The 12,907-nt window shown below is 31.9% G+C and carries 9 protein-coding genes; 8 read left to right on the top strand and 1 reads right to left on the bottom strand.

Going from position 1 to position 12,907, the window contains the following annotated elements; translation table 11 throughout:
- The first annotated feature begins 619 nt into the window (after positions 1 to 619).
- From KPL51_RS22155 to KPL51_RS22120, 8 genes are all read left to right on the top strand, one after another.
- Entirely contained in the window at positions 620 to 1,318 is a 699-nt protein-coding gene (locus tag KPL51_RS22155) for a FadR/GntR family transcriptional regulator (protein WP_216166439.1), read from the top strand.
- 219 nt (positions 1,319 to 1,537) lie between these two features.
- Positions 1,538 to 2,326, top strand: a complete 789-nt coding sequence (locus KPL51_RS22150; protein WP_216166437.1) for an electron transfer flavoprotein subunit beta/FixA family protein — start codon at positions 1,538 to 1,540, stop codon at positions 2,324 to 2,326.
- Positions 2,327 to 2,343: 17 nt separating this feature from the next.
- Entirely contained in the window at positions 2,344 to 3,552 is a 1,209-nt protein-coding gene (locus KPL51_RS22145) for an electron transfer flavoprotein subunit alpha/FixB family protein (RefSeq protein ID WP_216166435.1), read from the top strand.
- Between the two features lie 113 nt (positions 3,553 to 3,665).
- Positions 3,666 to 5,063, top strand: a complete 1,398-nt coding sequence (locus KPL51_RS22140) for an FAD-binding oxidoreductase (protein WP_216166433.1) — start codon at positions 3,666 to 3,668, stop codon at positions 5,061 to 5,063.
- A gap of 111 nt (positions 5,064 to 5,174) precedes the next feature.
- On the top strand, positions 5,175 to 6,698 hold the full coding sequence (locus KPL51_RS22135; protein ID WP_216166431.1) for an L-lactate permease: 1,524 nt from the start codon (positions 5,175 to 5,177) through the stop codon (positions 6,696 to 6,698).
- Between the two features lie 15 nt (positions 6,699 to 6,713).
- Entirely contained in the window at positions 6,714 to 7,988 is a 1,275-nt protein-coding gene (gene larA, locus KPL51_RS22130; RefSeq protein WP_216166429.1) for a nickel-dependent lactate racemase, read from the top strand.
- 342 nt (positions 7,989 to 8,330) lie between these two features.
- Positions 8,331 to 11,366, top strand: coding sequence for a DEAD/DEAH box helicase (locus tag KPL51_RS22125; protein WP_224854400.1), 3,036 nt, complete (start codon positions 8,331 to 8,333; stop codon positions 11,364 to 11,366).
- A 138-nt stretch (positions 11,367 to 11,504) separates the two neighbouring features.
- Positions 11,505 to 11,918, top strand: coding sequence for a hypothetical protein (locus KPL51_RS22120; protein ID WP_216166427.1), 414 nt, complete (start codon positions 11,505 to 11,507; stop codon positions 11,916 to 11,918).
- 167 nt (positions 11,919 to 12,085) lie between these two features.
- On the opposite strand, the gene KPL51_RS22115 is transcribed toward KPL51_RS22120, so the two are convergent.
- Positions 12,086 to 12,733 carry an undecaprenyl-diphosphate phosphatase gene (locus KPL51_RS22115; RefSeq protein WP_312888828.1) on the bottom strand — a complete coding sequence of 216 codons (648 nt, stop codon included), beginning with the start codon at positions 12,731 to 12,733 and terminating at the stop codon, positions 12,086 to 12,088.
- Positions 12,734 to 12,907: the final 174 nt, after the last annotated feature.

Here is a 12,907-nt window from a genome sequence, read left to right as displayed (position 1 = left end):
AATATTTATATTTATTTTTTTATTTAATTTTTTTTTTTAATAATAATAAATTTAAATATTTTATTAATTTTATTTATTTTTTTTTTTTCTTTGCTGGGGGGGCGGCCCGCCCCCCCCCCGTTAAAGTGTAGCTTTTTTAGATATATAGTATTTAAGAATAATCTGAAACGATGCAATGGATTAAGGGATAGAGGTATGTCACTAGCAATATATATGGTATATATTGTAATAGTAGTATATCACATTTGTAAGTGGATGGGAATAGTTAATTTATTTTGCACAGTTATATACAATTATATCTCTAGATGGTTAGTAATTAAGCCATTTTAAGTGTGAATTCTATGCTATATTAAAAAAAGTATGGTACAATTTAGGTAGTTGTATATAAATTAAGAGTCGTTATTAAAAATTATTAATCCAAATATTATTTTATAGTTGCAAAGATGCCAGGTGGATGGCACTAGACTTTGTGCTTAAATTAACAAACTAATAAACTGTAAATATTATGGTATAGTGTATATAGTATATGGATTTTGAATATTAGAAAGGAGAAATTCACAATTGAAAAACTCATTAGATTTACAAATAACCATTTGGAGATATACTCAGGGGGAACAACATGTTTAGTCCAATCAAGACCACAAAAGTTTATGAACAGGTAATAGATCAAATAAAAGATATGATTAATAAGGGTACACTTAAAAAGGGAGATAAGCTTCCTTCGGAGAGGAAGCTCGTTGAACAGTTAGAGGTAAGTAGAGCTTCTATTCGTGAGGCACTTAGAGCATTAGAGGTTATTGGACTTATTGAGTGCAGACAAGGAGAGGGCAATTACATAAAAACAAGTTTTCAAGATAATTTATTTGAACCACTATCAATTATGTTTATGTTAGAAGGTAGTAATCCAGATGCAATATGGGAGCTTAGAAAGATCATTGAGGTTGAGGCTGCAGGCCTTGCCTCTAAAAGGATAACCGTAGAGCAATTGAAAGAATTAAAAGAGATTACTGAAAAATTTATGAATTCTAGTGATGAAACTATTAATTCTGAAATTGATAAACAATTTCATTATAAGATTGCAGAATGCTCGGGAAATGTTTTAATTTTTAATATTCTTAAAACAGTTTCAACCCTTGTAGATCACTTTATTGTGGATGCAAGAAAATTAATATTAGCTCATCAAGAGAATAAGGACATACTTTTTAATCAGCATAATGAGATATACTTATCCATGGAAAAACACAGCTCAGCAGCTGCTAGAAAAGCAATGCGAGAACATTTAGATTTTGCAAATAGGTATATGAAAAAAGAAAGCTGATTTTGAAATATATAGTTTTATGCAGAAATAAAAATGAGAGTAATAACAACTATTACTCTCATTTTTTATTTTTTTTGAATTAAATAATTATTTTTGTTAACTATTTAACTATCATAGAAATATTATAATTAGTGTGCTATAATCGTTTACAAAGGTGGTCAGACCATACTACCATTAATAAGTTTTAAGTTTTCTATAAGAATGATCGGAGGAAAATATATGGATATTTTAGTTTGTATAAAGCAAGTTCCAGGAACTTCAAAAGTTGAAGTAGATCCAGTTACAGGTGTTTTAAAAAGGGATGGGGTAGATTCGAAAATGAATCCTTTTGATTTATTTGCATTAGAAACAGCACTTAAAATTAAAGAACAAAAGGGTGGAATAATTAAAGTTATAACTATGGGACCACCGCAAGCTAAGGACGTAATACGCGAGGCATATATGATGGGCGCAGATGAAGGTGCATTAATATCAGATAGAAAATTTGCAGGAGCAGATGTTCTTGCTACATCTTATACAATTTCTCAAGGTGTAAAACAAATGGGAAAATTTGATCTTATATTATGTGGAAAGCAGACTACAGATGGAGATACAGCTCAAGTAGGACCAGAAATGGCTGAATATTTAGGTATTCCCCACATTGCAAACGTTTTAAAGATAATAGAATTAAAAGAAAAATCGGTTATTGTAGAAATGGATATGGCAAATACTATTGAAGTTGCTCAGATTCAATTTCCATGTCTTTTAACTGTAGATAAAGATATATATCAGCCAAGGCTTCCTTCTTATAGGAAGAAAATAGCCACAAAAGATAGAGCAATAAAAATGATAACATTAAATGACTTTGAAGATAAAGATGAAAAGAAATATGGACTTAATGGTTCACCAACTCAGGTTGAAAGAATATTTCCTCCATCTGTAAATAATGATAGAGAAACATGGACAGGTACCGGTGCTCAGCTTAGTTTGAAAATAGCTGCTAAACTTAAAGAGTTAAAATTTGTATAAAGAAGGGTGGAATTCTCATGAGTAAGTTAATTTGTAACCAAGAGAAAGTAAACGATTCAAACGTTCAAGAATTGTTAAAGGTTTGCCCTTTTGCTGCTATTGAATACGTTGACGGTAAAATTGAAGTTAATGCAGGTTGTAAAATGTGTAAGATTTGCGTTAAAAAAGGTCCGACTGGAGTAATGGAATTCATTGAAACAGAGGTCGCTCAGGTTGATAAGAGTTTATGGAAGGGTATAGGAGTATATGTGGACCATGTAGAAGGAGTTATACATCCTGTAACAATGGAACTTATAGGAAAAGCTAAAGAGCTTGCCGCAGTTGTAAATTTTCCAGTGTATTGTGTATTTATTGGTCACAACATAAGAGAAAAAGCCGAAGAATTACTTTATTATGGAGTTGATGAGGTCTTTGTATACGACTACGATGAGTTAGAGGAGTTTAGGATAGAACCTTATACTGCTGCTTTTGAAGATTTTATAAATAAGGTAAAGCCATCATCTTTACTAGTTGGAGCTACAACTATTGGAAGATCACTTGCACCTAGAGTAGCCGCAAGATTTAGAACAGGGCTCACAGCTGATTGTACAATGCTTAAAATGAAAGAAAATACAGACCTTGTACAGATAAGACCTGCTTTTGGTGGTAATATTATGGCCCAAATCTTATGCCCGAATACTAGACCACAAATGTCTACAGTAAGATATAAGGTAATGGACGCCCCAGAAAAACAATGCGATGCAAAGGGCAAAATTACAATTTGCGAAATAGATAAAGCAAAACTCCATTCAAATATCGAAGTATTAAAGGTTACAAAAAAAGAAATGGAAGAAAATATTTCAGATGCAGAGGTAATAGTTGCAGTTGGTAGAGCCTTAAAATCAGAAAAAGATATGGCTATGATTAAGGAACTTGCAGATATTCTAAATGCTCAAGTAGCTGGGACAAGACCAACAATTGAAGCTGGTTGGATTGATGCTAAAAAACAAATTGGTCTTTCCGGAAGAACAGTTAAACCGAAGCTAATAATAGCTCTTGGAATTTCTGGAGCAGTTCAGTTTACAGCTGGGATGAATAGTTCAGAACGTATATTTGCAGTAAATAAGGATGAAAATGCATCTATATTCAATGTAGCTCATTATGGAATAGTGGGAGATATATATGAAATAGTTCCAAAGTTAATAGAAAATATTAAAAACTCAGGAGCAGAGTATTGTGTTCGTTAATATTACAACTTCCAGATGATGATTTAAACTGGAGTTAAAAATAATAAGTAAGTTAGTGCATGCATTAGCTAGGGTAGTAATTACACTAATTTAAGAATCGAGGAGGTACTTTTATGGATTATAAAAAACTTGATGCTAATGATATAAAATTTTTAGTGTCAATATTGGGTAAAGATAGAGTGTTTACAGGGAACGCAATAAATGATGATTTTAGCCATGATGAGATGGGTGGAATAAGCAAAATGCCAGAGGTGTTAGTTGAAGTTCTCAACACGGGCGAAGTTTCAAAAATTATGAAATACGCATCTGAAAATATGATTCCAGTTGTAGCAAGAGGTTCAGGAACGGGACTTGTTGGGGCATCAGTTCCAATTTTTGGTGGAATTATGATGAATATGACCAAAATGAATAAAATACTTGAAATTGATGAAGATAACTTAACATTAACTCTTGAACCAGGGGTACTTTTAATGGAAATAAGCAAATATGTTGAAGAGTTTGATTTGTTTTATCCACCAGATCCAGGTGAAAAATCTGCAACAATTGCAGGTAACATAAATACAAATGCAGGTGGAATGAGAGCTGTTAAATACGGAGTCACTAGAGATTACATAAGAGGACTTGAAGTAGTGCTTCCAAGTGGAGAAATACTTGAAGTTGGAGGAAAAGTAGTTAAAAATTCTACTGGCTATAGTATAAAAGATTTAATTTGTGGTTCTGAAGGAACTTTGGGTGTAATCACAAAAATCATATTAAAACTTATCCCATTACCTAAAAAAGCTGTATCACTTTTAATACCTTTCCCAAATCTTGATATGGCAATAAATACCGTTCCACTGATAGTTAAATCAAAATCTGCACCAACTGCTATAGAATTTATGCAAAGAGAAGTTATTCTTGCCGCTGAAGAATTCCTAGGGAAAAAATTCCCTGATAATTCATCAGATGCATACCTTTTATTAACTTTTGATGGTAATAGTATAGAAGAAATAGAACGAGCTTATGAAAAAGTAGCTAACATTTGTCTTGAAGAAGGCGCTCTTGATGTATTTATAACTGATACAGATGAAAGAAAAGAAGCTGTTTGGTCTGCAAGAGGAGCTTTTCTTGAGGCTGTTAAAGCAACAACTACTGATATGGATGAATGTGATGTTGTTGTTCCAAGAAATAAAGTCGCACAGTTTATTAGGTATACTAATGATCTTCAAAAGCAGTTTAATGTAAGAATAAGAAGCTTTGGCCATGCAGGTGATGGTAACCTACATGTATATGTATTAAAAGATGCTCTTTCAGATGAAGCATGGGAAAAGAAGATTGCTGAAGTATTTGAAGCAATGTATAGTAAGTCAAGGCAGCTAAAAGGCTTAGTATCTGGTGAACATGGAATTGGATTTGCGAAGAAAGCATATATGCTTGAACAATTAGGACCTGTATATGTACAACTTATGAGAAATATAAAAATGGCATTTGATCCTAAAAATATATTAAATCCAGGCAAGGTTTGTGAATAAAACAAATTATATCATCAATATCTTTTAAAGATGTTGATGATATAAAAACAATCTTATGTATTCGATTTCAGAAATATTACAAATCTTACTAAGTAAAGGAGATAATAAAAGATGAACAATTATTTATTATTTTTCATAGCACTTATCCCCATTGTATGGCTTATGGTGTCCCTGGGTGTTTTAAAAATGCCAGGACATAAAACTTGCTCCATTACACTTGTAATTACAATAATACTTGCAATTATAGTTTGGAAGATGCCAATTAGCCAGGCTCTTACAGCAACACTTGAGGGTGCAGCAATGGCCATATGGCCAATAATTGTTGTAATAATAGCGGCAGTATTTACATACAACCTTTCCATACATACAAAAAGTATGGACGTAATAAAGGATATGATGACAGGAATCACTACAGATAGAAGAATACTGGTATTAATTGTTGCTTGGGGTTTTGGTGGATTTCTTGAAGCAATTGCAGGCTTTGGTACAGCAGTAGCAATACCTGCCAGTATTTTAGCTGCACTTGGTTTTGATCCTATATTTGCAGCAATAATATGTCTTATTGCAAATACAACACCAACAGCTTTTGGAGCAATAGGACTCCCTGTGACAACACTAGCAAAAGTTGCAGCAATCGATCCCGTTACATTAAGTTATGCGGTTGGAATTCAGTTATTTGTATTAATTGTACTATTACCCTTAGTACTAGTAATGCTCACAGGTAAAAGTGTAAAGGCTATAAAGGGAGTTGTGTTTATTTGTCTAGCCTCAGGCCTAGCTTTTGCAATCCCAGAACTTTTAATAGCGAAATATATTGGAGCGGAACTTCCAGCACTAATTGGGTCAATAGTATGTATTATTGTAACAGTTGTAATAGCTAAAGTATTTTATAAAAAAACTGCAGCCAAAGATAAGGTTAATGTGTCTTTAAAACAAGGATTTATAGCCTGGGTGCCATTTATCTTAATTTTGACTTTTATATTAATCACAAGTTCTCTAGTTCCATGGATTAATAAACCTTTATCAACTATAAAAACTTCACTTCAAATATATACTGGTCCTCATGCAAAACTTAGTACCTTTACATGGATTGCTAATCCAGGAACACTTATAATACTTGCTACATTTATAGGAGGCATCGTTCAAGGAGCTAAGTTTAAAGAAATATCAAAAGTGTTTATAGATACTTGCAAGCAAATGAGCAAGACTGCAATAACAATACTTTCCATAGTTGCGCTTGCAAAGGTAATGAGCTATAGCGGTATGATAACGTCTATTGCGGTAGTCTTAGTTGCAGCAACAGGAAGCTTTTATCCATTAATTGCTCCAGTTATAGGCGCACTAGGAACCTTTGTAACTGGTAGTGATACCTCGGCGAATGTACTCTTTGGACCGTTACAAGTTGAAGTTGCGAAAAACTTACACATGAGTCCTTATTGGTTAGCCGCTGCTAATACCGGTGGTGCCACGGCAGGTAAAATGATTTCTCCTCAAAGTATTGCGGTTGCCACAGCAGCCACTGGACTTGTAGGAGCTGAAGGTAAAATATTAAAGGCGACTTTAAAATTCTGCCTTGCATATGTAACAATCTTAGGATTAATTACGTACTTCGGAGCAAAATTCTTTACAATGTAGAAAGGATGATAATAAATGAATAAAATTAAAATACCATATTCAAAACAGTTCTTGGATATTGATTTGCCAGATAAAAATTTGGTAGCAATACTCGAATCAAAAGCTCATGCATACAAGGTAGAAAGCACTCAGCAGGAAATTGTAAATAAGGCACTGGATAATCCTATTGGAAGTGCAAAATTAGAAGAGCTAGTTAAAGGTGTAAAAAACTTAGTACTAATAACCAGTGATCACACAAGACCTGTACCAAGTAAAGTAACACTTCCAATACTACTTTCCAGAATCAGAGGCGCAAATCCTAAAATTAAAATAACAATATTAATTGCCACTGGTTTTCATAGACCGACAACAAGGGAAGAAATGATTGATAAGTTTGGACAGGATATAGTAGATAATGAAGTTATAATAAATCATGTATCAGAGGATTATGCAAGTATGGTAAGCGTCGGAACTCTTCCTTCTGGTGGAGAATTATTGCTTAATAAAATAGCAATGGAAGCTGAACTTTTAATTTCAGAAGGCTTTATAGAACCACACTTTTTTGCTGGGTTTTCAGGAGGACGTAAAAGTGTTCTTCCTGGAGTGGCATCTGCAAAAACAGTTATGGCAAATCATTGCTCTGAATTTATAGCAAGTGAATATGCACGGTCTGGAGTTATTATAAATAACCCAATTCATAAGGATATGCTTTATGCTGCAAAAGAGGCGAAACTAGCATTCATATTAAATGTTGTTATTGACAGTAATAAAAAGGTTATAAATGCTTTTGCAGGAGATAGTGAGCTTGCACATGAAAAGGGATGTAAATTTGTTATGGAACTTGCATCTGTGAAAGCTGTTAAAGCAGATATAGTTATATCAACTAATGGAGGATATCCACTTGATCAGAACATATACCAGTCTGTAAAAGGTATGACCGCAGCTGAAGCTACTTGCAAGGATGGCGGAGTTATAATTATGGTGTCTGCTTGTAATGATGGACATGGTGGACAGTCCTTTTATGACAATATAGCTAATGCAAAAAATCCAAGAGAAGTTCTTGATAGGGTGCTTAAAGTAGGAAGAAATGATACAGCTCCAGATCAATGGGAATTTCAAATTCTTGCCAGAATACTGGACACGCATACTGTGATTCTTGTTACAGATATGTGTGACCCTGAGATGATAACAAAAATGCATATGAAACATGCAACTACCTTTGAAAAAGCGCTTAAATTGGCTTTTGAAATAAAAGGAAATGATGCAAAAATAACAGTGATACCAGATGGGGTTTCAGTTGTGGTAAAGTAAAAGCAAAAGAGTTGACACCCACGTGGCAAGTGGCAAGTAAGAAAAGTAATAAGGTGTCATACACGTGGCAAATGGCAAGATGTAAGTTGTAAGTAAAAGGGACTGTTTTAAAATAGAAAGTAATTTCTATTTTAAGGCAGTCCCTTTAAAAAAGTGTGCTACCTAATTTAAAATGGCAATCGAAAGATAATTAAATTATCATATCAACTTTCATTGGAAGTGTTATAATTAATATAATTTATAAAAATACAGAAAGTATGTTTTCAATTATTTTAAAAGTTATTAAAGATATGGCACAGTATACCTTTTGCAACTACCTAACATTAATATGGAGGTGATTTTTTGAAGTTAAAAGATTTAGAGAATATAGTATTTAAGTCATCTTCTATTTTAATGAGAAGTGAAGGCGAAAGGGCTTTTAATAGTGGATTGGTTACTAAAATTAAAGGAACGAAAATTGAAAGTATATATCATATTTATGGGTGTGTTAGCAATGAAACTAAGACTGGTGAGTTAAATACCCATATAAAAATAGACTTATTAAAGAGAAAATTAGATAGTGTAAAATGTACTTGTGAGAATTTTAAAGAAAGTTCTAATACAGGCTATTTATTTATGTGTAGCCATATAACTGCTACGGCATATAGCTTTTTTAGCAGAGCAACATCAAAAAAATTTGAGAAAAAACAAAAATCAGAGTTAAATCAAAAATCTGAAATAGATCAAAAGACTGAGATAAATCAAAAGACTGAGATAAATCAAAAAATAAAACAAAACGTGAATCAAGAAAAGTTCAAAGAAAATAATCTAAGTAGTAAAGGTAATAATAGTTATATAAGATTGGTTCGTAAGGTTTCAAAAGGACCGATTTATTATGAAGCTCAACAAGCAATAGGAAATGGAAAAACGAAGATTAACCCTATAGATTTAAGAACTTTCTTAGAAGGGGTTAAGGGGGAGAAAATTAAATTTAATTATGATAGCTTTGAATTTGAAGCTCCAATCTTGAAGGCGGATTTGCCCATAACCTTTACACTAAAAAGTAGAAAAGAATATTTTGTTCTAACAACCCATAAGCAATTTCCAGTGTCTTTAAATGATAAGAATGATGTGTATTTATTTAATTGGAAGCTTTATCTACCATCGGGAAATCAGGTTGCAAGATATATTCTTCTATATGATAAGCTAAAAAGAAATGGTGAAATTATATACAGAAAGGACATAGAAAACTATAACAAACTTATAGCTTTCCTAAGTAGCATTTCAAGTAATGTAAATATTAGTCAAGAGGTGAAAATCTTTGCATCGAATTTTATAAAACCCGAGTTTCACATATATGGCAATGGGGATAATATTTATTGCGACATAAAAATTGTTTATGCTAATAAGACAATCAACATATTAAAGGACGATAAAATTAATAAAACGATTTTGCGGGACTATAAAAAAGAAGAAAAAATCCTTAGGTCGCTTGAGAGATTTAGGTTTATAAAAAGAAATGAAAGGTTACTTTTTATAGGTGGAGATGAGGAATTATTTGATATTTTAAGTAAAAGTGAAAATAATCTACATTGCCTAGGAAATGTTACCTTTGGAAAAGGGTTTAAACACAGAAAGATTTATGATTCTACGGCAATTGAAGCTGAGTTTCATGAGAAGGATGATTATTATGATTTGTCCTATAGTATACATGATATTAACAATAGGGAGCTAGACAGTGTGCTCACATCATTTAAGCAAAATAACAAATTCTACAAGACTGGCAATAACAATTTTCTGGATTTTGAAGATAAAGGAGTTAAGAACTTTTTTAATTTATTAATATCATTAACTACAAAGGAAAACGATGAAAATGGTTTAATAGAAATAGATAAAAATAAGGCATTATATTTAAATGAAAAGATAAAAACAAAAGACCTTCAATTTATCAAAGGCATTGAAGTGTTAAAGGATATAGAAAATAATTTAGTAAATATAAATAATATGGATATTAGCGTGCCAGCTAATTTAAAGGCTAAACTTAGAGAATATCAAATTGACGGTTTTAAATGGCTTAAAAGATTGAGGGCATTAGGTTTTGGAGGGATACTCGCTGATGAAATGGGTCTCGGTAAAACTATTGAAACCATAGCTTTCCTCCTATCTGAAGAAAATAAAAAATTTATTATAATTAGTCCTACCTCCCTTATTTATAATTGGAAGGCAGAATTAGAAAAATTTGCACCTAGCATAAAGGTAGGCATTGTGCATGGAGAAAAGAGTGAAAGACATAAAATAATTTATTATATGCAAGATTATGATGTTATATTAACGACTTATGGAACTCTAAGAATGGATATAGAGCAATATAATGATATTATTTTTGATGCTTGTATTATAGATGAGGCTCAAAACATAAAGAATTATTTAGCTCAAAACACAAAAGTTATAAAAGAAGTTAAAGCTAAGGTAAGATTCGCATTAACAGGAACTCCAATGGAGAATAATTTAACTGAACTTTGGTCTATCTTTGATTTTATAATGCCAAATTATTTATATTCTAAAGAAATTTTTGAAAGTAAATTTACAATCGGTAAGGAGGGCGATTTAGAGGAACTTAAATTGTTAATTAAGCCTTTTTTATTAAGAAGAACTAAAAAGGAAGTAATGAAAGACCTGCCAGATAAAATAGAAAAGAAATTTATTGTTGAGATGACAGGGGCTCAAAAGGCTGTATATAAAGCATATATTAAAGCTGTTAGGGAAAAAATGAAAAATAGTAGTGACAACAAAATACAGGTATTTTCTTATTTAACTAAGCTAAGGCAAATTTGCTTGGACCCATCACTGGTAATAGAAGAATACAAAGGTGGAAGTGGAAAGCTGAAAGTTGCAACAGAACTTATTGAAAAACATATAGATTCAGAGGGTAAAGTGTTATTATTTTCTCAATTTACGTCTGCACTTAAAAATATAGGTGAGAATTTAAAGAAAAAAGGAATTTCTTACTTTTATTTAGATGGAAAAACAAAACCTAAGGATAGAATTAAATTGGTAGATGAATTTAATAGCAGCTCAGAGAAAAGAGTGTTTTTAATCTCACTAAAGGCAGGGGGAACAGGCCTTAACTTAACCTCAGCAAATTTAGTTATTCATTTTGACCCCTGGTGGAATCCAGCAGTAGAGGATCAAGCAACAGATAGGGCTCATAGAATCGGCCAAAGGGATGTAGTAGAAGTAATAAAGTTAGTCGCTAAGGGAACTATAGAAGAAAAAATTATTCTACTTCAGGAAAATAAAAAAGATTTAATAGACAGTGTAATTACAGGGGAACTTACAAATAGTCATGTTTTGGGGAAACTTACAAAGGAAGAGCTGCTAGAGCTTTTCAGATTTTGAGGGTTAAAAGAAATTGCAGATTATCTTAATGCTGATCTGCAAGCTATAAGTAAATTGATTTCTCATAATAATTTAGTATAATATAATAAGAGGCCACTTATCATGTGGTGATATCGAGATTCAAAAGGAGGAATAGAAATGTACGTAGAATTTAATAGTGAAATAGTAGGTAGTGAAGATATTATTAATATAATTGAAAAAAACACAGAGTTTAAAGTAGTTAAGGACATGAGTAAAGGTACAAAACGAGAGGATACATTAGCTTTTAATTTAAGTGTAGGTGTAAATACATTAAATGATTTAATGGAAGAAGAATGTGATGTAAATGAATTAACGGAAGATGAATTATTTGAAGAATACCTTTCACTGGCAGAAGAAATTGCAATGGACATTGAAGAATATGTTCCAGAGGGTGCTATTATGGATATTAAAGCATATAAATGGGATAAATCAGATAATTCCGTAAAATTAATTTTAATAATAGCTCCTGAGGATTTGTTCGAGGTTAAGTTAAGGGATGTTATGAAGAAACTTACAACGCAAGTGGAGTAATATGTAAACTAGCATTGAAATAACTAGGTTTTACAAGTAACCGGCCCGTTGAATTGGTATATATGCAACCCTTTTGCCACTCTTAATTATTTTTGGGTGGCAATATATTTTCAAGTATATTTACAGTATCATTTTTTATTAAACATTCCCAATTTAATATTATATATTTATAATGAAATACCACCAAATTTTATTATAAATAGTAATGCTATACCAACAATTATTCTATAAATGGCGAAAAATTTCATAGGTTTTTTCTTTAAATAAGAAACAAATTTTTCAACCACAATTAGTGCTACTAAAAAGGCAGTTACAAACCCAATAAATAAAATAATAATTTCTCCACTACTAAAATTCATTCCATTTTTAAATAGGGTTAATGCTGTAGCGCCAACCATAGTTGGTATTGCTAAAAAAAATGAAAACTCCGTTGCAGCAACTGTAGAAACACCACTAATCCAACCTCCCATTATAGTAGATGCTGACCTAGACATACCTGGCCATAATGCAAAGCACTGAAAGCAACCTATTTTAAATGCCTGTTTTATACTTATTTTCTCGACACTTTTTGTTTTATCCTCATTCCTAAATTTATGCTCTATAATAATCATGAGAATTCCACCAACTACTAATGCCAAAGCTACAGTGGTTGGATTCAATAGATATTTATCTATATTATCATTAAAAAGAAATCCTAAGACTGCAGCTGGTATAAATGCAACTAGAATATTAGTCCAGAATTTTATACCTGAGGGTTTTGCTTTAAAGAATTCCACAACTGAGCTCCATAATTTATTCCAATATAAAACTATAATTGCAAGAATCGCTTAAAAATTATATAATTATATAAAAAAATACCTAGAAAACAGATAATTCTGAGATCTAGGTGTTCAATATAACAATTATTTTTGTTCCGATACCTTCCTTACTTTCTACATTTATGCTTCCTTTATGTATATCCACAATCAATTTAGCGATAGACAATCCAA

Source organism: Clostridium bowmanii (genome assembly GCF_018861315.1).
In the GTDB taxonomy this organism is placed as follows: domain Bacteria; phylum Bacillota; class Clostridia; order Clostridiales; family Clostridiaceae; genus Clostridium_AD; species Clostridium_AD bowmanii.
The sequence above is the reverse complement of the archived record's forward strand: the minus strand, read 5'-3'. Positions and strand labels throughout refer to the sequence as shown.

Coding starts and splice junctions, on each gene's coding strand:
- larA (WP_216166429.1), top strand. CDS start 6,714: ATGAATAAAATTAAAATACCATATTCAAAACAGTTCTTGGATATTGAT.
- KPL51_RS22155 (WP_216166439.1), top strand. CDS start 620: ATGTTTAGTCCAATCAAGACCACAAAAGTTTATGAACAGGTAATAGAT.
- KPL51_RS22135 (WP_216166431.1), top strand. CDS start 5,175: ATGAACAATTATTTATTATTTTTCATAGCACTTATCCCCATTGTATGG.
- KPL51_RS22120 (WP_216166427.1), top strand. CDS start 11,505: ATGTACGTAGAATTTAATAGTGAAATAGTAGGTAGTGAAGATATTATT.
- KPL51_RS22150 (WP_216166437.1), top strand. CDS start 1,538: ATGGATATTTTAGTTTGTATAAAGCAAGTTCCAGGAACTTCAAAAGTT.
- KPL51_RS22145 (WP_216166435.1), top strand. CDS start 2,344: ATGAGTAAGTTAATTTGTAACCAAGAGAAAGTAAACGATTCAAACGTT.
- KPL51_RS22140 (WP_216166433.1), top strand. CDS start 3,666: ATGGATTATAAAAAACTTGATGCTAATGATATAAAATTTTTAGTGTCA.